This window comes from Paenibacillus sp. GYB003, from assembly GCF_036577625.1.
GTDB lineage: Bacteria > Bacillota > Bacilli > Paenibacillales > NBRC-103111 > Paenibacillus_AB.
Genome location: NZ_JARBDC010000088.1, coordinates 225,303 through 248,524, shown reverse-complemented (window position 1 = coordinate 248,524; position 23,222 = coordinate 225,303). Strand labels below are relative to the sequence as shown.

19 protein-coding genes and 1 pseudogene are annotated in these 23,222 nt (G+C 59.7%); 14 read left to right on the top strand and 6 right to left on the bottom strand.

Going from position 1 to position 23,222, the window contains the following annotated elements:
- Nucleotides 1–245: 245 nt before the first annotated feature.
- The gene (locus PV407_RS28645; RefSeq protein ID WP_332093423.1) at nt 246–1,436 is read left to right on the top strand and encodes an NAD(P)/FAD-dependent oxidoreductase; all 1,191 of its coding nucleotides are present in this window, start codon (nt 246–248) and stop codon (nt 1,434–1,436) included.
- 45 nt (nt 1,437–1,481) lie between these two features.
- Nucleotides 1,482–1,739: a hypothetical protein gene (locus PV407_RS28640; protein WP_332093422.1), complete on the top strand. Its 258-nt coding sequence runs from the start codon at nt 1,482–1,484 to the stop codon at nt 1,737–1,739.
- A gap of 333 nt (nt 1,740–2,072) precedes the next feature.
- Here PV407_RS28640 and PV407_RS28635 read toward each other — a convergent pair whose 3' ends face one another.
- Complete coding sequence (locus tag PV407_RS28635) at nt 2,073–2,672, bottom strand: helix-turn-helix domain-containing protein (RefSeq protein ID WP_332093421.1); 600 nt, start codon at nt 2,670–2,672, stop codon at nt 2,073–2,075.
- Between the two features lie 105 nt (nt 2,673–2,777).
- Between PV407_RS28635 and PV407_RS28630 the strand changes: the two genes are divergently transcribed.
- From PV407_RS28630 to PV407_RS28610, 5 genes are all read left to right on the top strand, one after another.
- On the top strand, nt 2,778–3,947 hold the full coding sequence (locus tag PV407_RS28630; protein ID WP_332093420.1) for an ABC transporter substrate-binding protein: 1,170 nt from the start codon (nt 2,778–2,780) through the stop codon (nt 3,945–3,947).
- A 214-nt stretch (nt 3,948–4,161) separates the two neighbouring features.
- Nucleotides 4,162–6,456 (top strand): glycoside hydrolase family 95 protein, encoded by a 2,295-nt coding sequence (locus PV407_RS28625; protein ID WP_332093419.1) that lies wholly within the window; start codon nt 4,162–4,164, stop codon nt 6,454–6,456.
- Between the two features lie 28 nt (nt 6,457–6,484).
- Nucleotides 6,485–7,750, top strand: a complete 1,266-nt coding sequence (locus PV407_RS28620; protein WP_332093418.1) for an alpha-L-fucosidase — start codon at nt 6,485–6,487, stop codon at nt 7,748–7,750.
- Nucleotides 7,751–8,477: 727 nt separating this feature from the next.
- Entirely contained in the window at nt 8,478–8,810 is a 333-nt protein-coding gene (locus PV407_RS28615) for a hypothetical protein (RefSeq protein ID WP_332093417.1), read from the top strand.
- A complete protein-coding gene (locus tag PV407_RS28610; RefSeq protein WP_332093416.1) occupies nt 8,798–9,112 on the top strand; it encodes a hypothetical protein in 315 nt (104 codons plus the stop codon). The genes PV407_RS28615 and PV407_RS28610 overlap by 13 nt, the downstream gene beginning before the upstream one ends.
- Nucleotides 9,113–9,330: 218 nt before the next feature.
- Here the strand turns inward: PV407_RS28610 and PV407_RS28605 are convergent, their stop codons facing one another.
- The gene (locus tag PV407_RS28605; RefSeq protein WP_332093415.1) at nt 9,331–10,143 is read right to left on the bottom strand and encodes an AraC family transcriptional regulator; all 813 of its coding nucleotides are present in this window, start codon (nt 10,141–10,143) and stop codon (nt 9,331–9,333) included.
- Nucleotides 10,144–10,428: 285 nt separating this feature from the next.
- Between PV407_RS28605 and PV407_RS28600 the strand changes: the two genes are divergently transcribed.
- Both PV407_RS28600 and PV407_RS28595 read left to right on the top strand, forming a co-directional pair.
- Complete coding sequence (locus tag PV407_RS28600) at nt 10,429–11,748, top strand: ABC transporter substrate-binding protein (RefSeq protein WP_332093413.1); 1,320 nt, start codon at nt 10,429–10,431, stop codon at nt 11,746–11,748.
- The gene (locus PV407_RS28595; protein WP_332093412.1) at nt 11,745–13,082 is read left to right on the top strand and encodes an FAD-dependent oxidoreductase; all 1,338 of its coding nucleotides are present in this window, start codon (nt 11,745–11,747) and stop codon (nt 13,080–13,082) included. The genes PV407_RS28600 and PV407_RS28595 overlap by 4 nt, the downstream gene beginning before the upstream one ends.
- A 62-nt stretch (nt 13,083–13,144) precedes the next feature.
- On the opposite strand, the gene PV407_RS28590 is transcribed toward PV407_RS28595, so the two are convergent.
- From PV407_RS28590 to murQ, 4 genes and pseudogenes are all read right to left on the bottom strand, one after another.
- Entirely contained in the window at nt 13,145–14,203 is a 1,059-nt protein-coding gene (locus tag PV407_RS28590; RefSeq protein WP_332093450.1) for an ABC transporter substrate-binding protein, read from the bottom strand.
- Between the two features lie 154 nt (nt 14,204–14,357).
- Nucleotides 14,358–14,909 carry a hypothetical protein gene (locus PV407_RS28585; RefSeq protein ID WP_332093411.1) on the bottom strand — a complete coding sequence of 184 codons (552 nt, stop codon included), beginning with the start codon at nt 14,907–14,909 and terminating at the stop codon, nt 14,358–14,360.
- A gap of 523 nt (nt 14,910–15,432) precedes the next feature.
- A pseudogene (locus PV407_RS29710) lies at nt 15,433–15,870 on the bottom strand (RNA polymerase sigma factor); the annotation flags it as partial.
- A gap of 600 nt (nt 15,871–16,470) precedes the next feature.
- The gene (murQ, locus tag PV407_RS28575) at nt 16,471–17,406 is read right to left on the bottom strand and encodes an N-acetylmuramic acid 6-phosphate etherase (protein ID WP_332093409.1); all 936 of its coding nucleotides are present in this window, start codon (nt 17,404–17,406) and stop codon (nt 16,471–16,473) included.
- Nucleotides 17,407–17,955: 549 nt separating this feature from the next.
- Here murQ and PV407_RS28570 point away from each other — a divergent pair.
- The 5 genes from PV407_RS28570 (at nt 17,956) to PV407_RS28550 (ending at nt 23,092) form a co-directional block, all read left to right on the top strand.
- Nucleotides 17,956–19,281, top strand: a complete 1,326-nt coding sequence (locus PV407_RS28570) for an ABC transporter substrate-binding protein (RefSeq protein WP_332093408.1) — start codon at nt 17,956–17,958, stop codon at nt 19,279–19,281.
- A gap of 370 nt (nt 19,282–19,651) precedes the next feature.
- Nucleotides 19,652–20,554 carry a carbohydrate ABC transporter permease gene (locus PV407_RS28565; RefSeq protein WP_332093407.1) on the top strand — a complete coding sequence of 301 codons (903 nt, stop codon included), beginning with the start codon at nt 19,652–19,654 and terminating at the stop codon, nt 20,552–20,554.
- Complete coding sequence (locus tag PV407_RS28560; RefSeq protein ID WP_332093406.1) at nt 20,554–21,429, top strand: carbohydrate ABC transporter permease; 876 nt, start codon at nt 20,554–20,556, stop codon at nt 21,427–21,429. The genes PV407_RS28565 and PV407_RS28560 overlap by 1 nt, the downstream gene beginning before the upstream one ends.
- A gap of 51 nt (nt 21,430–21,480) precedes the next feature.
- Nucleotides 21,481–22,191, top strand: a complete 711-nt coding sequence (locus tag PV407_RS28555; protein WP_332093405.1) for a PIG-L deacetylase family protein — start codon at nt 21,481–21,483, stop codon at nt 22,189–22,191.
- Nucleotides 22,192–22,225: 34 nt separating this feature from the next.
- On the top strand, nt 22,226–23,092 hold the full coding sequence (locus PV407_RS28550) for a MurR/RpiR family transcriptional regulator (protein WP_332093404.1): 867 nt from the start codon (nt 22,226–22,228) through the stop codon (nt 23,090–23,092).
- Nucleotides 23,093–23,222: the final 130 nt, after the last annotated feature.

The window sequence follows — 23,222 nt, the reverse complement described above, 5'->3', positions numbered from 1 at the left end:
AAATTGTCACAAATAACGACAAATTTTAGACAGTTTGTCGCTTGAATTTTCATAGGGGAAGATATATGATTGCTCTTGATATCATCGCTTTTCTGCATTCTATTTGAAGCGATCCGTCGACACGTTTCGTCCGGAGCGAACGGCTTCCCGGGCGAAAGGCGGAGTTTTGACGCAAAATAGGTTGTGTTTTTTTTCACAACATAGAGAGAGAACGAATACCGAACCGGATACGGAAAGGATCAGAGATGAGTACAGTTCCACGAATCGTCATATTGGGCGCCGGCTACGGCGGCGTGCTGACCGCTCTAAGGCTGCAGAAGGAGCTCGGGTATAACGAGGCGAACGTAACGCTGGTGAACAAGCACGACTATCATTATATAACGACGCACCTGCATATGCCGGCGGCCGGAACGGACGATCCGGAAAACGCGAGAATCCATATCGCGAAGCTGATCGACGAATTCAAAATCGATTTCGTCAAATCGACCGTCGTCCAAATCAAGCCGAACGAGAAAAAAGTCATTCTCGAAGACGGAACGCTGTCGTTCGACTATTTGGTCATCGGCCTCGGCGGCGAAGCGGAGACGTTCGGCATTCCCGGCCTGCAGCAGTATGCGCTGAACATTCGCAGCATCAACAGCGTCCGGCTCATCCGCGAGCATATCGAATATCAATTCGCCAAGTTCAAACGAGAGCCGCACCGTAAGGACTACTTGACGTTCATCGTCGGCGGGGCGGGCTTTACCGGCATCGAGTTCGTCGGCGAGCTGGCCGACCGCATCCCGAAGCTGTGCAAGCAGTTCGACGTCGATCCGAAGCTGGTCGGCATCGTCAATATCGAAGCGGCGCCGACCGCGCTGCCCGGCTTCGATCCCGAACTCGTCGAATACGCGATGCGGGTGCTGACGGACAAAGGCGTAACGTTCAAAATCGGCACGGCGATCAAGGAATGCACGCCCGGCGGAGTTCAGCTCGCGACCGGGGAAACGATCAAGTCGACGACGATCGTATGGACGGGCGGCATCCGCGGCAACCGGCTCGTCGAGCAGGCCGGCTTCGAGGCGATGCGGGGCCGCGTGAAGGTCGATCCGTATTTGCGGACGACGCAGCACGAAAACGTCTATGTCGTCGGCGACTGCTCGCTCGTCATGAACGAGCAGGGCAAGCCGTATCCGCCGACCGCCCAGCTGGCGATGCAGCAAGGGATCGCGTGCGCCCGCAACTTGGTGGCGACGATTCGCGGCGAGCCGCTGCGCGAGTTCAAATACGATCATAAAGGTGTCGTCGCGTCGCTCGGCAAAGGCGAGGCGATCGGCATCGTGTACGGCAAAAAAATGACCGGCCGCAAAGCCGCGATGATGAAAAAGTTGATCGACCTGCGCTATTTGTTCATGATCGGAGGCATTCCGCTCGTGCTGCGCAAAGGCAAGTTTTGACGGGAGACGGTGCAAGCGTCTGTCCCGAAGGAGGCGGCTCGTCCTGTGAGACACTGCAGCGTGCAAGTGCGCGGGCTTCTGACCCGCGAGGAGCTGGACCGTTACAACGCGCTTATGGAAGTCGGTTCGTATTTGGAGTCGCAGAGCCGCCACGACCTCGCGTATACGGTGCAGAAGGAAGTCGATTTGCTCATTATGCCGGCCATCGAACGGCTGAAAGAAAAAAGCCGCGCCCGCGACCGGGCCGACGAGGAATATTTGCGAAAGCTCGCCGACGCGGATGACGACGATGACGACGAGTGAGAAGCGGCGCTAGCCGCCGGGCCGAATGCCCGGCGGTTTTTTCGCGCCGGCGCCGGCCTCTTTAGGCACAAGTATCGCTATCGAGGCGAAAAGGGAAGAAAACGATCCGATTCGCCGGCAATAACGATACGGGAATTCGTTACAATTTCAAACCCCCGCTTTCGGCTCCGATACCGATCTCTCGGTTCGTCAGCCGCGCCGCATGCCAAAGAACCGTCCGATAATTGTCCCGGACGGTTGTTCTCAAAACAGTCGCCGGCTTACGCCTGCCGTTCGCCCGGCTTCGCCTCCGCGTCGGACCGGAACTTGTCGCGATACTATACTGCTTCGGCGTCAGCTGCTCAGCTTCTTGAACGCTCTCCGCAGCGTTCTGGCGTCGTCGAAGCCTACCTCGACCGTAATGTCGACGATGTCCATATCGGTCGTGGCGAGCAGGCTCGCCGCCCGGTCGACGCGCAGACGATGCAAATAATGGATGAACGTCCGGCCGGTATGCTGCTTGAACAGACGGCTCACATAAGACGCATTCATGCCGCAGCCGTCGGCGAGCGAAGACAAGGACAGCCGCTCGTCGGTATAATGCAGATGCGTATAGTTGAGCAGCTCCACAATGTTGCTCTGCGATTGGACCGACGTCGCGTCCGGCGGAGCGGCGGCGAAGCGCGTCCGGCTCAAATAGACGAGTCCTTCCATCAGCTTGGACCGGAGCGACGTTTCCTTGGCCAAAAACTCGCTCTCGTATTCGAGCTTCATCGCGTCGAACCACTCTTGCATATAAACGGTCTGCTCTTCGTTCAGCTCGTAATGCGAAGGAAGCTGCTGGCCGGTTTGCAGCAAGTAGTTGCCGAACTCCCGGTCGGACGGGCTGAGAAACAGCAAGTTGATGTCGAACATGCAGTTGTATTTGCGAGCGGGAGACTGATCCAGCCGCACCTCGTATCGCTCGCGACGGCCTGTTCCTCGGGGGACGGCGCGAACGGGTCGAATGCGGAGGAGAAGGGGAATGCCGGCGCCGCGCAGGAAAAGCTCGAGCCGGTCGTGCTGAACATTTACGGGGGACGCTACGTGTCCGAGGAAGCGTTCATGGAAACGTACGGCAAACATATTCAGAAAAAATACCCCCACATCAGCTTCAACGTCTACGGCAACAAAAACGCGGCCGATATCGTCGCCGCCGGTTCGCCGATCGATATTTTTTACGCCGATCCGGTCGCCTATCCCCGGGATGTGGCGCAATTCGGTCTTGCCTACGACATGACCGCGCTGATGAAAGAGTTCAAGTTCGACGCCAACCGGCTGTACCAGGGGCCGATCCAGGTCATGCGGGATACGTTCGGCCAAGGCGTGACCGGACTGCCCCTCGCCATGCGGAACGTCGTCCTTCATTATAACAAGGACTTGTTCGACAAGTTCGGCGTCGCTCCGCCGCGCGACGGAATGACATGGGACGACGTGTACGAGCTTGCCCGCAAAATGACGCGCACCGAAGGCGGCGTTCAGTATCGGGGGATGGATTTTTCCGCGCACGTCATCGACTACAACCAGCTGTCGCTCGGCTGGGTCGATCCGAAGACGGACAAAGCCAGCGTCAACAATGCGCAGTGGGCCGAGCTGATCCAAAACATCGACCGCTTCTACAAAATTCCCGGCAACGAAGTCGGCACCCCGCAGGCGAAAGAAATTATGGACTGGAACCGGTTCGGCGTGAACGGGATTACGGCGATGGAGGCGACGACGTTTTACCCGGCTACCGTCACGAAAGATTTGTTCAGCATGGACTACGCCGCGCTGCCTTCGTTTTCGTCCAAGCCCGGAACGGGATCGCAATCGCCGGCCACGTATATCGGCATAACGTCGAGCGCCAAGCATCCGAAAGAGGCGTTCCGCGTCATCGACTTTTTGCTGTCCGACGAATTCCAGACGATGATGTCGCGGGCAGGGACGATTTCCGCCCTGCAAAACAAAGCGGTCAACGACGTATTCGGCGCCGACGTGCCCGAGCTGAAAGGGAAAAACGCAAAAGCCGCCATTCCGGCGCAGCCGGCCGCTCCGGCTCCCGTCTCGAAATGGTCGGGGCAGACGCAGGCGAGCTACTGGACGCCTTTGCTCAAAGTGTTTACCGGCGAAACGGATATCAATACGGGGCTGCGGAACATGGAGGAAGCGGTCAACAAAAAAATCGCCGAGCTGAACAGCGCGGCCAAATAAGCGGACGGTCCGCGAACGCCCGGTCCCGCTCTCTGACGCATCGATGCGCCGGGGGCGGGGCCTTTCGCTTGACGTCGCATAGCCGGGACAAGCGGCGAATCGGGCTGGCGATCGGGCTCGCGGGCGGCACTCCGATTTTTTGTATTGACAGGGCGGGAAAGTGCGATTACAGTAAGGTTACCGGTAACCTTACCACAAAAGGAGTTGAACGGTCATGAACGGCGCGGAAACGAAACTGTATTATAAGCAGCCCGCCAAGCGGTGGGTGGAAGCGCTGCCGATCGGCAACGGCCGCCTTGGCGGCATGATATTCGGCGGCGTCGAAGCCGAGCGAATCCAGATGAACGAGGACTCGATCTGGTACGGAGGGCCGCGCAAGCGCGACAATCCGGAAGCGCTTTCCCATCTCGCCGAAGTGCGCCGGCTGCTGTTCGAAGGCAAACCGCAGGAAGCGGAGCGTCTCGCCTTAATGGCGATGACGTCGCTGCCGCAGCATTTTTCGCCGTATCAGCCGCTCGGCGACTTGAAGCTGCTGTTCGATCACGGGAAGCGGGCGGTGGCCGATTACGAGCGCGAGCTCGATTTGGCGGACGGGATCGCGACCGTACGCTACGGCTGCGGCGGCGTAACGTACCGCCGCGAATCGTTCGCCAGCGCGGCGGATCAGGCGATCGTCGTCCGGCTGACGGCCGACGCTCCGGGCCGTCTCACGTTCAGCGCCCAGCTCAGCCGCCGACCGTTCGAAGGGGACATCGCGCGAGTCGGTCCGGCCGCGATTTCGATGACCGGAACGTGCGGCGCGGACGGAATTACGTACAGCTCCGTCCTGCGGGCGGAGTGCGAGGGCGGCCGGGCGAAAGTCGTCGGAAGCTACCTATCCGTGGAGGAAGCGGACGCCGTTACACTGATCGTAACCGCGCAAACGTCGTTCCGTCATGCGGATCCGGCCGCCGTCGCCGCGAAGCAGGCGGAAGAAGCGGCCCGGCTCGGCTATGCGGCGCTGCGCGACCGGCATGCGGCGGAGCACCGGAGCTTGTTCGACCGGGTCCGGCTCACGCTGGACGCCCCGGACCGCGAACCGGCGTCTTCCGCGCCTACCGACGAGCGGCTGAACCGGGTGCGCGGCGGCGAGCGCGACATCGGCCTCGAGGCGCTGTTTTTCCATTACGGACGGTATTTGCTGATGGCCAGCTCCCGTCCCGGCACGCTTCCGGCCAATTTGCAGGGCATCTGGAGCGACAGCCATACGCCGCCGTGGGAAGCCGACTACCATATCAACATTAATTTGCAGATGAACTATTGGCCGGCCGAGACGACGAATCTCGCCGAATGCCACGGGCCGGTGTTCGATCTGCTCGACCGGCTGCGGGAGAACGGGCGCGAGACGGCGAGAATCGTATACGGCGCGGGGGGCTTCGTCGCGCATCACGCGACCGACCTGTGGGCGGACACCGCCATTCAAGGCGCCTACGTCCCGGCCGTCTTTTGGCCTACCGGGGGAGCCTGGCTCGCTCTGCACGCCTGGGAGCATTACCGGTTCGGATTGTCTCTCGATTTTTTGGCCGAGCGCGCCTACCCGATCATGAAGGAGGCCGCCGAATTTTTCCTCGACTTTTTGGTCGAGGACGGCGAAGGCCGGCTCGTTACGGCGCCGTCGCTGTCGCCGGAAAACCGGTATTTGCTGCCGAACGGCAACACCGGCTGCCTGTGCGTCGGGCCTTCGATGGACAGCCAGATCGTGTACGCCTTGTTCGGCGGCTGCATCGAGGCGTCCCGGCTGCTCGGGACGGACGAGGCGTTCCGCGGCAAGCTGGAGGCGGCGATCGCCAAACTGCCGAAGCCGTCGATCGGCAAGCACGGGCAGCTTATGGAGTGGGCGGTCGACTACGACGAGCCCGAGCCGGGCCACCGCCACATCTCGCATTTGTTCGCGCTCCATCCCGGGGAGCAAATTACGCTGCGCGGCACGCCCGAGCTCGCCGAGGCGTCCCGGGTTACGCTGGAGCGGCGGCTCGCGAACGGAGGCGGCCATACGGGGTGGAGCCGCGCGTGGATCATCAACTTCTGGGCCCGGCTCGAGGAGGCGGACAAAGCGTACGACAACTTGTACGCGCTGCTGAACCATGCGGTGCATCCGAATTTGTTCGGCGACCATCCGCCGTTCCAAATCGACGCCAACTTCGGCGGAACGGCGGCGATCGCGGAAATGCTGCTGCAGTCGCACGGCGGCGAGCTGCGGCTGCTGCCCGCCCTGCCGAAGGCGTGGCCGGGCGGAGCCGTCCGCGGCCTGCGGGCGAGAGGCGGCTTCGAGGTCGACATCGAATGGGCGGCCGGCCGGCTGACCGCCGCCGTCATTCGTTCGGAGCGCGGCGGCGAATGCGCGATCCGGACCGACCGGCCGATAACGGTCCGCGCGGACGGGGAGCCGGGCGCGATCGCCGCCGAAGGCGACGGGCTCGTTCGTTTCGCCGCGGCGCCCGGCGTAAGCTACCGGGTATATCCCGCGTAAAATTTCGTATATACGGGAGGGCATGCCGATGACGGCCGCCAATGCCAAACGACTGAAGCCGACTCCGAAGCAGCTCGCTTATCAGAGCTGGGAATTCGGCCTGTTTCTCCACTTCGGGCTGCGTACGTTTTACGAAGGGTACGTCGATTTCGACAAACGGCCGATGACGCCGTCCGCCTTCAACCCGGCCGCACTCGATTGCGGGCAGTGGATTCGCACGGCGAAGGAAGCGGGAATGAATTACGCGGTGCTGACCGCGAAGCATCACGACGGATTTTCCAACTGGCCGACCCGGTACTCGACATTCTCGGTAGCCCGCAGCCCATGGAAAGACGGGAAGGGCGACGTGATCCGGGAATTCGTCGAGGCATGCCGCAAATACGGCGTCAAGCCCGGCCTGTATTATTCGCCGTACGACGGCTCGGCCGATTTTTACAGCCAGGATGCGAAGGCGTACGACGACTATTTTGTCGGTCAAATTACCGAATTGCTGACGCAGTACGGCGACATCGACATTTTATGGTTCGACGGCTGCGGCTCCGAAAACCACGAATACGACTGGCCGCGCATTATCGGCGAAATCCGGCGGCTTCAGCCGAACATTCTCATCTTCAATATGGGCGACCCGGATTTCCGCTGGGTCGGCAACGAGGACGGGATTGCCCCGGTGCCGTGCTGGAACGTCGTCGATTCGACGAGCTTCTCGATCTTGACGGACGACAAGGAGAAGCTGGGGGACCGGCTGTGGCTGCCCGCCGAATGCGACGTGCAAATGCGGGCCAACTGGTTTTACAGCGACAGCGACGCCGATACGCTCAAAAGCGTCGACGAGCTGATGGGGCTGTACGAGCATTCGGTCGGACGCGGCGCGAATTTGCTGCTCAATATCGGGCCGGACCGGAGAGGGCTGCTGCCGGACATCGACGCCGGGCGTCTGCTGGAATTCGGCGCGGAAATACGGCGGCGCTACGGCCGTCCGCTCGCGACGATCGCCGATTGCAAGCGTTCGGGCGGCGGCAAATGGACGTACGAGGCGAAGGAGCCGCAGCTGATCGACTGCATCGTGCTCGGCGAAGATTTGACGGAGGGCGAGAGCGTCCGGCGGTTCACCTTGTCGATCGTGACGGCCAAATCGCGCCGGACGTTTCCGGTATACGAAGGCCGGAATATCGGGCACAAAGCGATCGTGCGCATCCCGCCGGTCCAAGTGCGGGGAATCGAGCTGGAAATCACGGAGAGCGACGGCGAGCCGGTCATCGCCGAGCTGTCGATCTGCCGCGCCGGAGAGCGGTAAAGGGACGGGTGCACGGACCCGGACCGGAAACTGCAAGGCTGAAGGCGAAGGCGAAGGCGGAGGCGGCCGGTACAAATGGCGGCGGCAAGCCCGGATGCCGGAAAACACGATCTGGCCCGTATAAGGTCAGGTCGTTTTTTTCGGCTGCGCATTTAGGAAGGGAAACGGCCGCCTGTAACCGAATCGTCCGCGCAGCAACCGGAATTTTTGAGACTGTTGAGTAACTTTGATTTCTGCACAAGCAAGCGGTACTGCAATCCGGTATGTTCGCGGTGTTCCGGGCGTGGATCTTATCTGTAGTCCGACTCTTCTTACCGGCGGGAAATCCTCCCGCTATTTCGTCTCGTATCGGGCATTGGATCCGTTCTAGCGGGAAATCCTCCCGGTAATTCGGGGCTGCAGCAGTGAAAAACGCGGTTTCGGCAAAAATAGCGGGAGGTTTTCCCGTTAAGCGGCCGAAGCGAGTGAACCGCAATCATTTAGCTGGAGGTTTTCACGGTAATTGTTCCGCGCTTCGGCAAATACCGCTCCGGGGTCATGCCGCTAACGGTTCTGTATACGCCGCTCAAGTATAACCGTGTCCGGAAGCCGCAGGACTCGTGTCAAGTTCGTTTCGATCGAGTCGCTTTTCCATTTCGTCGTTTTCCCGTTCTCTTCCCGTTCCAAATCCCCATTCCCATCCTCTATCGGTCTGGACCCGTACAACATTACGGCGATCGGCTCCGGATTGGGTCTGTCTCTTGTCGATCCCGCCAGCGGCAAGCCGACGCTCCAGAACGACCAGTGGGCCCAAATATTGCGATTGTACGGCGATCTGTTCGCGATTCCGGGTTATGTGCAGAACGGCAAATACAGCTACGGCATCAACGGGTTTACGAAGGACCGGAACATGGCCATGTATACGCCTTGGCTCGACATGGTGGTCAATCAGGTCCGGGAGGCGTCGGGAATCAACTGGGATTTGGCGCAATTGCCCAACTTCGAAGGTTCCGCCGGCAAAGGCCGGGAAACCGATGCGCATATTTTGATGCTGTCGAGCAAAAGGTCATGCAGGTTGTGACGTCTTCCGACGAAGTGCAGCTCGATCTCATCAGGCAGGGACGGGTGTCCGTCTTGAACAAGCCGGAATGGCAAACCGATTTCGCGGCGGCGCACGACGCCTTCAAAGGCAAAAACATTCAAGCCGTATTCAAATCGAAGCCGGTTCTCCCGCATAAACCGAGCAAACACGACGGCAAAGCGTCTTCCGTGCTCTACCAGGCGGTAAAAGATCTAGCTGCCGGAGGCAAGGACATTAACACGATATTGCGGGACGCCGAAAACGCCGCCGATCAAGCGATCAAGGCGGCGGGCGCGAAGTAGCCCGTCGATTCACGCAGCCGTCCGGAGAGGATGGCTGTTTGGCTTTGTGCGGAAAAGCGGGCGCTCGGCTGCGTTCGCAGTCGGACCGCCGCAGCCCCGCATTGGCGATGGCCCCGCAGGGGCCGAGCGGAGCTTAGCCTGGATTACCGTGAAAACCTCCTGCAAAATGGTACCCCGTTGCCCCATGCGAGCCGTTTTGCCGGGAAACTTCCGGTTCGTTACAGCCGATGCTCCAGCCGGTACTGCTTCGGAGTCATGCCGCAATTGTTTTTGAACACTCGGCTTAAATAAAATCCGTTCTGGTAGCCGCAGCATTCGGATATTTGATCCAGCGTCAAATTCGTTTCGGCGAGCAGCTTCTTCGCTTTTTCGAGCCGGAGGGCGGTCGCGTATTTGATCGGGGTCGTTCCGAGCTCGGCCTGGAACTTTTGGCACAGCTGCATGCGGCTGACGCCGAGGGAGACGGCTATCGCATTCAGGCTGAACCGCTCGAACGCATGCTCCTCGATCAGCTTGGTCGCTTTGCGGATGAACGGATCGGACGACCGGTCCGCTTCGTCGGTCGGCAGCTGTTCCGCCTGTTCGCAGTACATCAGCCAAATATGGTGCAAATAATGATTTCGCCCGACCATGCTCCAACGCTCGTCAAGGAAGTTGTGGCGCTTCATCGCGGCGTAATCGTCCAGCAGCTTCTCCGTATTGCGCAGGCTCACCTTGCCGACCGGAAGGCGGCTCAGGCGGAGCGGATCGAGCTCGTTTCCCAGATCGTCCGTCCAGCCCATGCGGAGAACGAACAAAGTAACCGGCGAAATGACGACGCGGCGAAAGGCGACGCCCGGCGGACAAAACACGAGATCGCCGAACGTAGCGGTCGCGCTCCGGTCTCCGATTTCATAATAAAACGACCCGTCTTCCACCGCAAAGACGAGCCATTCGCTTTGTACGCTTTCGAATTGAAAAAATTGCTCGCGCCGGACGACGTGCCGAAAATACGTCAACCGCGGTATATGTCCGCATAAAGGAAAAGACATCCGCACCTCTCCCCGTCTGCTTGTCGGTACAACGATCCCGCCCGTTCATCGCCGATTGCGGCGTGGCGCCGCATGACGGCGATCCACGATATATCCCGAGCCGCGTTCCTCTTCCGGAGCGGCCGAACTGCCGCAACGGCCGGAAGAACCTTGCAGCGCCGGGCGGCGATTTTTTGTATATGGTTTAGCTTACAAAAGTGCATGGAGGAAGTAAAGCGTTTTCTCCTACAATAAACATGGGAAGCAGGCCTGCTTGGACCCGAAAAAGAAAAGGGGAGCGCTTGAATGGGAACGACCAAACGAATACCGATCGTAACGGGGATAGGCGTGGCTGTCGCCTTGCTGGCCGCGGCTTGCGGAGCGGCGAACGACAAGGAAGAACCGCCGGCGCCGGGCGTTTCGCCGAAATCGTACGCGGACGAGCCGGCGGAGCTCGTGATTTTCGGGGCGGTCGGCAATACGGAGGAAGTATGGAACGAACGATTCGGGAACGCGCTTAAGCAGAAGTTTCCGAACTACAAATTCACCTACATCCAGGGGTCGGCCAAAAATACGCTGCAAAATCATATCGCGGCGGGACAGACGGTCGATCTCGTCCACGATTCGCTCGGCGGCATGCGCACCAATATTATCGACAACGGGCTGAACTTCGATTTGGCTCCGCTCATGAAGTCGCATCAAATCGATGCCAGCCGGTTCGAAAAGCCTGTGTTCGATGCGCTCAGCGACAAAGGGAAGCTGTACGGCTTCCCGCTGCACGACGGCGGGCTCGTGCTTTATTACAACAAGGACATTTTCGATAAATTCGGCGTCGAATACCCGAAGAACGGCATGACGTGGGATGAAGCGATCGCGCTCGGCAAACGGTTGACCCGCTTCGACGGGGGCGTCCAGTATCTCGGCCTCGGCGTTTCCGTCAATCACATGCTGACGATGAATCCGTATTCGCTGCCGTTCGTTAGCGAAACGACGGGCAAGGCGGCGATCGATTCCGACGCCTACCGCAAGCTCGTCGGCAAGACGATTCTCGAGCCGACCGAGGCGGACGGGTACCGCCACTATTTAATCGCGTCGAACAAATCGATCACCAACGACAATTTCATGAAAGACAAACATTTGGCCATGTTCGTCATGAATTTTTATTTGCAGCTGCAGCCGGACTTCGGCACGTTCGACTGGGGCATCGTCAGCCTGCCGGTTTTCGGCGATTTGCCCGGCGTAGGCTCGCAGCCTTACCCGAACGGCCTGTTTGTTACGAGCTCGAGCAAGTATAAGGATCAAGGGATGGAAGTGTTGCATTTTTTGGTGTCGGACGAATTCCAGATGCAGCTGTCGCGGAAAGGGTTCATTCCCGTCGTCAAAACGAAGGCGGTCCGGGATGCGTACGCGCAGGACACCGCGTTTAAGGATAAGCAAATCGTCGAAGCGCTGTATGCGAACAAGCCGGCCGCCCCGATGGCGCGTTCCGCGAACGAAGGGTTGGTGCTGACGCCGCTGGCGGCGAATTTGGCCAAAGTCATGAGAGGCGTGATGGATTTGAACACGGCGCTGCGGGTGAGCGAGGAGCAGGCGAACAAAGCGTTGGAAGAGGCGGTGCGCAAATGAGCGGCGGGCCAGGAGGAGGGCGGCCTGCGGCGATCCCGCTGCCGGCGGGAAACGAAGTTCGGGGCGAATACGACATCATGGTGTTCGGCGGCGGATCGGCGGGATGCACGGCGGCCATTCAGGCGGCCCGTGCCGGCATGCGAACGGCTCTCGTGGAGAAAAACGGCGTTCTCGGCGGCACGACGATCGTAGCCTCGGTCAATTTCCCCGGCTTGTTTCACGCCTGGGGGAAGCAGGTCATTCGCGGCATCGGCTGGGAAATCGTCGAACGGACCGCGGAGCTGGGCGGAGCGGAGCTGCCGGATTTCTCCGTCGTCCCGCCGAAGCATTGGATGCATCAAATTTTGGTGAACCGGTTTATTTACAGCGCCGTATTGGACCGGCTTTGCCTCGAAGCGGGCGTACGCCTGCGGCTGCACGAAATGCCCGCTGCCGTCCTGAAGGGCAAAGACGGCGTTTATGTCGCGGTCGTCGGCAAGTCGGGCTTGAAATGGTTCAAGACGAGCAAGCTGATCGATGCGACGGGCGACGCCGACGTGGCGGGCATGATGGGATACGCGCGGAAAAAAGGCGAGCGGCTTCAGCCGGGGACGCTGATCAACGATATCGGCGGCTACGATCCGGCCGCGGTCGATCAAGGCGAGCTGAACCGGCTGTACGAGGAGGCGCTCCGGAACGGGGGAGCGGTCCGCAGCCGCTTCGGCCTGTACAACGATTTGAAGGCCGGACGGATCAACATGCACGTCCAGGACATCGACGGTTCGGATTCGGAGACGAGAACGGCCGCGGAAGTGAAGGCGCGGCGGCATTTGCTGGACACGTTCGCGATGCTGCGCCGGGTGCCGGGATGCGAGCGGCTCGAGGTCCGTTACTTCGCGAACGAATGCGGCATACGCGAGACGTGGCGCATCGAAGGGGAGACGGAAGTCGACGAGCGGTCGTACCTTTCCGGCTACGTATGGCCGGATGCGGTATGCTACAGCTTTTACCCGATCGATCTGCATCACCACAGCGGCTACCATATCGAGCAAAAAATGATCGAGCCCGGCATCGTGCCGACGCTGCCGTACCGGGCGTTAATTCCGAAAGGAAGCGACGATCTGCTCGTTGCCGGCCGCTGCGTATCCGGGGACCGGATGGCGAATTCGGCGTTTCGCGTCCAGGCGAGCTGCATGGCGACCGGACAGGCGGCCGGCATGGCGGCGGCGATCGCCGCCGAACGGAACTGCTCGGTGCGGGACGTGCCGGTCGGGCTGCTGCGCGAGCGTCTGGAACGGTTCGGCGCCATCGTTCCGACGGGCGGGGGTACCGCCGCGGCCCGGACGGACGAATAGGCCGGGGCGGAGCCGGGCGGAAACAAAGCGCGCCGCTTTATTCCGCCCCCCGATCCGGCGATTCAGCCCGTCAGCTCCGCCCATCGCTTCAGCGAAGCTTTGACGTCGGCGCCTTCATCGATCCATCTCACGAGATCCTGATTGAAAATTTGCCGGTTGGCGTTCCACTTCCGGCTGACGTAAAACGCGCTTTTCGACGCTTTGTCGAGCTCCGCGAGCGCTTGCCCCCAGACGGGGTGATCCGTTTTGCGGAGCCGGCGGGCGATCGGCTTGGTGGCAGGCAACAGGCTGAGCGGGCCGCCCGTTTCCGGCGCGGACAGCTCCTTGAGCAGCAGCCATGCGAGTTCGGGATGTTTGCACGCGGCGGAAATACCGTACCCGCCCATATACACCATATTGGTATCGGCGCCTTCCGCGGTTCGGGGCAGGCCGACGACGCCGTACTCGTCCGCATGGTGCCGCAGGACATAAGGAAGGCACCACGAAAAATCGAACGCCATGGCGAACGTTTCGCCAAAGCCGCCTCCTTCGACGGAGCGGGGAACGATACGATGAACCCGGAACCAGTCGACGATGCGCCGAAGCGCTTCGGCCGTCGCTTCGCTGTCGGCATATCCTTTCGCGGTTGCGCCGTCGGCCGACAAATAGGCGCCGCCGCTTCGTTTGACGAACGGCTCGAACCACTCGAGATCGATCCCAAGGCGAAACCCGTATCGCTTCTCGTTCGTCAGCCGGGCCGCCGTCTCCAAAAACTGCCCGAACGTCCAGTCGTTCGCCGGCTCGGCGATCCCCGCTTCCTCGAACGCCCGTTTGCGATAAAAGTTCAGAGGCACCTGCATGTCAACCGGCAGCGCCGCCAGTTTGCCGTCGACCGAAGGCCCTTCCAGCGCTCCCTTATAAAAATCGTCCGCGGACAAGCGCGAATCTTCCCGCAAAAACGGCATCAGGTCGATAATATGCCCTTGACGCAAATATGGCGCGAACACGCTTTCCGATAAATGGATCAGATCGCCCGGTTCGCCGCTTCGGATTCGGTTCAGCACCTCGAAATTGCCGTTCGCCTGCTCGATCCGGATCCGGATGTTCCCCGTGCCGGCTTCGAACGATTCCGCCTTGCCGATAGCGCCTTCAAACTATCGCCGTTCGCTTGGGTGACTATCGTTAACTCGATCGTTTCGCTCATCGTTTTGTCTCCTCTTGTCGTATCGATTTCATTTCCATCATCCGAACCGCCTCCTCCAGATGGGCCAATGCGCGCTCCTCGGCTTGCCGGGCTTACCCGAGCAGCCCGATCGACGCCTCTATCGCTTCCTCGTTCCACTCCGATTCGCCGTGCAGCGGGCACAGGCGGCTCACTTCCGAAAGCCGGCCGGCCGGTTGCCCGAACAACGAAGCGGCGAGTCCGATCGGCCCTTCCGCGAACCTTTCGACAACCAGCGAGCGAATATAAGGTCCGGCGAACGATCTTGCGCCGGAATAAGCGTAAGCCATGTAACGATGGCCGTAGCCGTTGGCGACGCGCGGCCCTTCCCGCAGATGCCGAATCCAGGCGTCGTAAGCCCGGAGCCCCGAAACATAGGACGTATACATCGTTTGCTGAAACGTCCCGTCCCCTTCGCGCATATAGCGGATGACGGACTTTAGCGACCGCAGCGGATCGTCGGGCTGCGCGGGCCGGTTCGTCTTTTTCACCGCGCAAAGGAAGCGAAGCGGCGAGGCGGCCAGCTGGGCATAGCTTAACGTTTTCCGGTAAGGCGGGGAGGTGTCGGTTACTTCTACGGTCTGCTCCGCATCGTCGTATGCGTAAATCAAATTCCATTCGTGCACGCAAGGCTTCCGGGCGTATGTATCGAAAAACAGCACCGGGCTTCCCGAGTCGACGGAGCCGCGAACGAAGGGACAACACCGCTTCCTCGTCCGCGCGAACGACGCCGAACCGCATGGATACCGCATGCAGCGGCAACGGGCTGCCTTCCAGCGGGCCGGTCAGGAACATCGGATCGTACCCGTAAGGAGCGATCAGATCGGTAATGTCCCGCATCCAGTCGAAAACGAATACGCCGTCGGCATACGTCGTTTTCCGGGACAGCTTGAGCCGGAACGCATGTCCGCTTCTTCCCGCGGCATCGGCCGTCGATGCGCGCTCGCCGCGGCTTCGCAGCAGCTTGGCGATCCGGTCGACGAACGTAAGGCCCGCATCCGGCCGCCCGGTCGCGATCGAGACCGACCGTTTCCTCGGCGAGGCGAATTCCGCGTCCGGATTGCTCTGGCCGATTCGCTCCCGGTACACGGCCTGCCGCAACTTCTTTTTAGAGCGATGCAGGTACGTATGAACGCTTCCGGGCGTCGTCCGGTACAAGGCGGCGACTTCCTCCGCGGAGCATTGCATCCAGAAGTAAGCTTCGAACATGCCCCGTTCCCGTTCGTTCAAGCAGTGGAGCAGCGAACGGATGAAGCGGGTCGATTCGTTGCGCATAAATCGCCGCATCGGATCGTGTTCGTTCGGCCCGTCAGCTGCGGTTTCGCCGATTCGGTCCGGCAATCGTTCAAGCACGCGCTCGTCGGATTCGCCGTTTTCCGCATCGACTCCCGCGACCGAAAAGCTGGAAAGCGGCCTTTCCCGGCGATACGGCCCTCCGCGGCGCAGCTTCATGTTCGCTTCGTTTTGGACGATTTGCCGGAGCCAGCCGAGGAAGCGGTTCGGCTCCACCAGCCGGCCCATATGCAAAAATGCTTTCACCAAAGCTTCCTGGACGATATCTTCCGCAAGAGCTTCGTCCCCGGACATCGAACGCGCCCAGCCGAACGCCCGCTCCCGATGTTTTCGGATCAGCTGCCCGAACGCTTCCGTATCGCCCGAGCGTGCTCTTTCGGCCATCTCCTCGTCTTCGATTCGTTCCTGTTCGGTCGTTCGAACGGATTCGATCGCAACCACATCCTTCTCCCCCTATTATAGATGCCATTCGCCGGCCCTTTCACAACAACTCCGATCAATCTAATCGTTTGGGACATGCTTCGCCAATCCCGGGTTTGGCATACGAAAAAACCGTCCGGCGGCCGGACGGTTGACTTGGCGAGCTTGGCGAGGATGGCGCTTTGGCGTTAACGGAACCGCGTTCCGATATGCCGCTTATTTCCCGGCATTTCCGAAAATAAAGGTATTGCGTTCCGTTATTTTGGGCGAAACGACGGGATTCGTTTTGCTACTTGCCGAATAACGGATTTTCGTTCCGCTAAGCCGCTTGTACCAAGCTGATTTTGCCAAATAAAGGAATGCGGTTCCGCTATCCCCGATACGGAGGCGGAAGCCGAAGCCGGCGACTGTCGCTTCTCCCGAACGAAGCTTCGCATTGCATTGCCGGAAAATAGCCGTGTGTCGGCTTGGATATTACGTTCCCGATTTGTCCGCATAGTTCGCGGACTGGCCGATTTCGATCGCTTTCCGGACGAATCCCCCGGATTTCCGCAGCAGCTCGCGCGCCCGCTCGCAGGAGGAGCCGGTGGCGATCATGACCGTCGCCGTTTTGACGTCGCCGCCGGTCGCCCGGAAGGCGCGCTCCACCGCTTCGTCCGATGCGCCCGTGGCGAGACGGATCATATGCTTCGCCCGGCGCACGAGCTTGTAATTCGTCGCCCGCAAATCGACCATCAGATTGCCGTATACTTTGCCCATCTGAATGAACGAGGCGGTCGTAAGCATGTTCAGCACCATTTTTTGCGCCGTGCCCGCCTTCAGCCGGGTAGAGCCGAGCACCGCTTCCGGGCCGACGACGACTTCGATCGCGATGTCGGCGTGTCGGCTCATCGCCGATTCGGCGTTGTTGCAGACGCAGACGACCGCGGCTCCGGCCTCCTTGGCCCGCTTCATCGCCCCGATCACGTACGGCGTCCGCCCGCTGGCGGCGATGCCGACGACGACGTCGTGCTTGCCGACGCCGCGGCCGGCGATGTCCTCCGCGCCGAGCGCCTCGTTGTCCTCCGCGCCTTCGACGGCCCGGCGTATCGCCGTATCGCCTCCGGCGATGAGGCCCTGCACCATATCCGGATCCGTTCCGAACGTCGGCGGACATTCGGACGCATCCAGGATGCCGAGCCGGCCGCTCGTGCCGGCCCCGACATAAAACAGCCGGCCGCCCAGACGGAAGCGGGCGACGATCGCGTCGACCGCCTTGGCGATGTCCGGAATCGCTTTCCGGACGGCCGAGGCGATCAGTTGGTCTTCGTCGTTCATCATTTCAAGAATGCCGGCCGTCGACGCTTGGTCGATATGGCGCGTGCGTTCGTTTTGCCGTTCCGTAACAAGATGCTCCAAAGAACGTTGCATAAAGCTTCCTCCACAAGTTTTCTCTCGGGTACGTCGATGGGCGAAAGTTCGATTTCGAGCCACCCGACGGCGTCAAGCGACCGACGGACAGACTCTATTCGGCACCGCAACAGTTCGGATCCCGCAAGCGGCGGGGATGCGCCCGATGACGCCCGTTCGCTTGGCGCGGTTTCTTAAACTATAAACGATGACGCCATGTTTGTAAAATAAATTTTTATGAATTAATATTTTTCTTGAAATTAAATTTTACGGTGCTATAATGGTGCCGTGGCGCCGGAATGCGATAGCGAAACGAAAACGCCCGGTACGATGCCGGCCGAGGACGTAAAAGACGTCTGAAAGCGTTTTCTGAAACAATTTCAGCAGCGGCAGGCTGCGATCGGTTCGAACCAAAGCCTTTTCGGGATGAAAGCGGTATCGAATGAATCGGCGACACGGCGTCGCGGCATCGGCGCGAACGCGCAGGCAGGAAAAGCGACCGGCATGCCCGAGCGGCGTTTGGCCGGCAGCTTGGAATGATACAACAAACAGTTACGGGAGGTCTCATTCATGATTAGCAAAAAGGCAACTCGCGCAGTAAGCTTGGCCGCCATTTCGGCGCTGGCCGTCGGTTTGACCGCCTGCGGCTCGAGCAAAAACAATGCGGAAGGCGGCGACGGCGGCAAAAAAGAGCCGGTCACGCTCACCCTGCTGTCCCATTACGCCGGCGCGCAGGAAGAGAAGCTGAAGCCGTACGTGGACATGTGGAACAAAGACCATCCGGACATCCAGGTGAAGCTGGAGCCGGTCGATTTCGGCGAGCTGCTGAAAACGATCCAGGCGAAGCAAACCGCCGGGCAGGTCGCCGACATTATGCACGTCTACTCGCTGTGGGGCGGCCAGCTCACGAAAAACAAAGTGCTCGCCGAGCCGCCGGCCGACGTCGTCGACGACATCAAGAAAAACTATCCGGAAGCGTCCGTCAAAGGCGCCTCGATCGGCGGCAAAGTGTACGGCTTCCCGACCGAGGTGAACGCCTACGCGCTGTTTTACAACAAGCGGCTGCTGAAGGAGGCCGGCTTCGACAACCCGCCGAAAACGTGGGATGAAATGTACAACATGGCCAAGGCGCTGACGAAAAAAGACGCCTCCGGCAAAATTACGCAGCAAGGGTTCGGCTTCGTGCGCGGCTACGCGTCGATCGTCGACCAGCCGTTCATGTCGCTGATGGCGACGGCGGGCGGGCAGCTGATCAGCGACGATTTGAAAAAAGCGCAGCTCGACTCCGACGCCGGCAAAAAGACGATGGAATACGCCGCCAAGTTTTACAAAGACGGGCTCGCCGACGTTTCGTTCAGCGTAAGCAAAACGTTCCCGGCCGAGCAGACGGCGATGACGATCCAGGCGGGCTGGTACGCCGGTTCGCTGGCCGGCACGATGAAGGACGCGTACAAAAATATCGGCACGGCGCCGCTTCCGTCCCCGGACGGCACGAAGAAAGGATCGATCGCCTACACGTGGATGTGGGGCGTCAACAACAAGTCGAAGCATCAGAAGGAAGCCTGGGAATTTCTCAAATGGTTCAACACCGTATCGGTCAAAGACGGCTTGACGCCGGAAGGCGGCTTCCTGCTCGACGCGTTCAACTCGCTGTCGACCCGCAAAGCCGACCTGGACGCGAAGCCGATCAAAGACAAGCTGGCCGGAGACGCCGTTCTGAAAACGTTCGTCGACGCGCTGAACTATGCGCTGCCCGAGCCGAATCCGGCCGCCGGAACGGAAATCCAGGACATCCTGTTCAAGCAGATCGAGAGCACGTGGACCGGGCAAACGACGCCGGAAGCGGCCGTGCAGGCGGCGCAAAAAGACATTCAGGCGAAGCTCGGCGCGGACTGACCGCGAGCGAGGACGGCTGCGGAGCTCCGATAAGCGACTGGCGGGCCGGCGAACCCGGCCCCGCCGTTTTTCGAATCGCTTGGGGGGCGGCGCATTGCCGGGAAAAGCTCCCTTTAAAAAGCGTCATGGAAGAGACGTAACACATTGAACCGGAAAACCTCCCTCTAATCCGGACGAAAGCTTAGGAAATGCCGGTCCCGGGCCATATTGCCGTGCGGTTTTCCATCTAAATCGATCCAAAGCGATAACTTTCCCCGAATAGCATGAGGTTTTCCATGTAATGGCGTTTTGCCGCCAAGCGGAGCGGCTCGGGACCGCGCAAAACGGCTTCCGGACGAAACGGGCGGGCAGAACGGAATGGAGGTTTGGCATGAGCGGTAACGGCAAATTAAACCGCGGCCAAGGAGTGCTCGGCTGGCTGTTTTTATCGCCGGTCGTCGTGTTTTACGCGATCTTTTTCCTTGTGCCGCTTTGCTTCTCGTTGTTTCTGAGCTTCACCGAATGGGGCGGCTTCGATTTGACGCTGATCGAATGGGTCGGCCTCAAAAACTACAAGGCGCTGTTCGCGGACGGGTCGACGTTCTTGAACCCGATCATCAAAAATACGTTCGTCTTCGCCTTCGGCACGGTCGCCATGTCGTTCGTCATCGCCCTGATCGTGGCCTACATGATCACGCGCCTGAGGTTCGAAGGCTTTTGGCGGACGCTCTATTTTTTGCCGACCGTAACGACCGTCGTCGCCATCGGGAACGTCTGGCTGTACTTGTACAATCCGACGAACGGGCTGATCAACGCGATTTTGAACAAGCTCGGCGTTTCGTCGATCAAATTTCTCGACGACCCGAACACGGCTCTCGCTTCGATCATCGTCGTCGGCGGCTGGCTCGGCATCGGCAGCTCGGTGCTGATTTTGACGGCGGGGCTGAAGGCGATATCCGACGATTACTATGAAGCGGCGACGCTCGAAGGCGCCGGACTGACGGCGATTTTCACGAAAATTACGCTGCCGCTGCTGAAGCCGTCGATTTTGTTCGTACTGATCACGTCGTTTATCGGCGGGCTGCAATCGTTCACGCTGTCGCTCGTCATGACGAAAAACGGCGGGCCGGGCAATTCGACGAACGTCGGCGGGCTGGAAATGTACAATCAGGCGTTCTCGTACGGCAACTGGGGGACGGCGAGCGCGATGGCGTTCGTGCTGTTCATCTGCGTCTTTATCGTCACGATCGTGCAATTGACCGTATTTCGCCGGGGAGGGGTGGAAAGCTACTGATGAAACCGAAAAAATTTCCATGGTTTTCGTACACGGTCATCATTATCGGGAGCATCATGATGGTATTTCCGTTTCTCGAAATGATTTTTTCCTCCTTCAAGGGGCCGGCGGACTACAATCGGCTTACCTATTCGCTGCTTCCCGAAACGTTCGAGACGAGCAACTACGAGACGGCGTTCGAGCAGCTGAAGCTCGGCCTGCTGTTCAAAAACAGCTTGATCAAGTCCGTCGTGACGACGGCGATCGTGCTGCTCACGAGCTCGCTGGCCGGCTATGCGCTGACGAAGCTGCGGTTTCGCGGACAGAAGACGATATTCCGCTTCATTTTGGCGACGATGATGTTTCCGGCGTTTTTGTTTCTGATCCCGAACTTCTACATTATGGTCCATTTCCCGTTCGTCGGCGGCAACGACTGGATGGGCGAAGGCGGCGACGGCGGGATGGCGAAATATACGCTCGCGCTTATACTGCCGTTTACGGTCAGCGCGTTCGGCATTTTTTTGATGCGCCAGTTCATCATGACGATCAACGACGCGTATATCGAAGCGGCGCGCATCGACGGGGCTTCCGAGCTGCGCATCTTTTTCCAGCTCATCCTGCCGATGACGGTTCCCGCGCTGTCGACGCTGGCGATATTCGAATTTATCGGCAGCTGGAACGAGTTCATCTGGTCGCTTCTGATGTATACGGTCAACAAAGATTTGGCGACGCTGCCGGTCGGCATTCAGCAGCTGAAATCGCATCTCGATTCGAACATGACGCAGCCGCTCGTCAATGCGGCGCTCGTCATCAGCACGGTCCCGATTTTGCTCGTGTTCATTTTCCTCCAGAAATATTACGTGCGCGGCATGATGAACTCGGGGCTGAAGGAATAGCGTTGTATGGCGCATCTTGAAACGGATACAATTGAAAAGGAGAGCTTGGCTATGAGCGAACAAGCGAAACATCATATTTTGGCGATCAGCGCGCACGCGGGCGATCAGGAGCTGACGGCCGGAGCGACGATCGCGAAATATACGCAGGCGGGCCACAAGGCGACGTTTCTTCATTTGACGCCCGGGGAGAAAGGCCATCCGCGGCTAAGCCCGGACGACTATGCGAAGCAAAAGATCGAGGAATCGTACAAGGCGGCGGAAATTCTCGGCGCGGACGTCCGCTATTTGCAGTACAAGGACGCGGAAATTCCGGTCGACGAGCAGATCAAGTACGAGGTGGCCGACGTCATTCGCGAGCTGAAGCCGGATATCATCATTACGCACTGGAAAAACAGCATTCACAAAGACCACGCGAACACGCACAAAATCGTCGAGGACGCGCACTTCTACGCGGCGCTCAAGACGATCGAGCGCGAGCTGCCGGCGCATTACGCGCGCAAAGTGTACTTCTCGGAAAACTGGGAGGACATGCACGAGTTCGTGCCGGAGGTGTTCGTGGACATTCCGGAGGAAGCGTTCGAGGCGTGGATCGAAGCGCTGAGCGTATATGCGTTCGCGCGCGGGGAAACGTACGGCTTCCCTTATATCGACTATTACAAAGCGTTGACGGTCGTCCGCGGGGCGCCGGTCTATTTCAAGCGGGCGCAAGGGTTCATGGTGCCGAAGGGCGGTCTGAACAAGCGGCTCCAATGGCTCGAGTAGGACGGCCGGCAACCGGCAAAGGGTGGAATCGCAATTGAACGGCGGATTGGTTCGGTTACGGGAAATGGTAGGGCATATTACGCCATCCGAGCGTATTATCGCCGATTATATTTTGGCGCATCCGGAACAGGTGGCGCATATGTCCGTCGCCGATTTGGCGGAGCGGAGCGGCGGCAGCCAGGCGGCCATCATCCGTCTGTGCAAGTCGCTCGGGCTGAAGGGCTACCCGGAGCTGAAAATGAAAGTGATCGGCGACCTGCAGTCGAAAGAAAGCTACGAGTACCGCGAATTTCGTCCGAACGACCCGATCGCGACGATCGTGCAGAACGTGTCGTACAACAACATGCAGTCGATCCGCGATACGATGAAAATTTTGGACATGGACCATCTGCAGCGGGCGGTCGAGGCGCTGAGCAAGGCGAGCCGCATTTTTTTCTACGGCACCGGCGCTTCGAACTTGATCGCCCAGGACGCCCAGCAAAAGTTTCTGCGCATCAACAAGCCGTCGTTCACGTTCGCCGATCCGACGGTGCAGTTGACGGCCGCGGTTACCGCGCGAGCGGACGACGTGGCGGTCGGCATCTCCTATTCCGGGGAGACGAAGCCGGTCATCCAAAGCTTGATTTACGCCAACGAAGCCGGGGCGACGACGATCGGCATAACGAAGTACGGCCATACGACGCTGAGCGGCGTTGCTTCGATCCCGCTGCATATCGCGTCGACGGAAAACGAAATTCGCAGCGGGGCGATGGCGTCCCGCATCGCGCAGCTGAATTTGATCGACATCCTGTATCTCGGCGTCGCCAGCTCCAATTACGAGGAAGCCGTCCAATATTTGAAGCGGAGCCGCAACGTGCTCGGCGATATGGAGAAGATCGGGGAGTCCGTGCGGAAAAATTAGAACGGCGGTTCGGGCGGATAGTGCGCCAAAGAGCGTAATCCGCCCGTGACGGCGCCGACTTCGGCCGGATAGTGCTCGAAGGCGCACTATAGGGGCGGCGGTTTCGAAGCGTTGGCCTTCATCGCCTTTT

Bases quoted from the DNA above. Each gene is read 5' to 3' on its own strand.
- PV407_RS28645 (WP_332093423.1), top strand. From the start codon at position 246: ATGAGTACAGTTCCACGAATCGTCATATTGGGCGCCGGCTACGGCGGC.
- PV407_RS28625 (WP_332093419.1), top strand. From the start codon at position 4,162: ATGAACGGCGCGGAAACGAAACTGTATTATAAGCAGCCCGCCAAGCGG.
- PV407_RS28620 (WP_332093418.1), top strand. From the start codon at position 6,485: ATGACGGCCGCCAATGCCAAACGACTGAAGCCGACTCCGAAGCAGCTC.
- PV407_RS28610 (WP_332093416.1), top strand. From the start codon at position 8,798: ATGCAGGTTGTGACGTCTTCCGACGAAGTGCAGCTCGATCTCATCAGG.
- PV407_RS28605 (WP_332093415.1), bottom strand. From the start codon at position 10,143: ATGTCTTTTCCTTTATGCGGACATATACCGCGGTTGACGTATTTTCGG.
- PV407_RS28600 (WP_332093413.1), top strand. From the start codon at position 10,429: ATGGGAACGACCAAACGAATACCGATCGTAACGGGGATAGGCGTGGCT.
- PV407_RS28595 (WP_332093412.1), top strand. From the start codon at position 11,745: ATGAGCGGCGGGCCAGGAGGAGGGCGGCCTGCGGCGATCCCGCTGCCG.
- murQ (WP_332093409.1), bottom strand. From the start codon at position 17,406: ATGCAACGTTCTTTGGAGCATCTTGTTACGGAACGGCAAAACGAACGC.
- PV407_RS28570 (WP_332093408.1), top strand. From the start codon at position 17,956: ATGATTAGCAAAAAGGCAACTCGCGCAGTAAGCTTGGCCGCCATTTCG.
- PV407_RS28565 (WP_332093407.1), top strand. From the start codon at position 19,652: ATGAGCGGTAACGGCAAATTAAACCGCGGCCAAGGAGTGCTCGGCTGG.
- PV407_RS28560 (WP_332093406.1), top strand. From the start codon at position 20,554: ATGAAACCGAAAAAATTTCCATGGTTTTCGTACACGGTCATCATTATC.
- PV407_RS28555 (WP_332093405.1), top strand. From the start codon at position 21,481: ATGAGCGAACAAGCGAAACATCATATTTTGGCGATCAGCGCGCACGCG.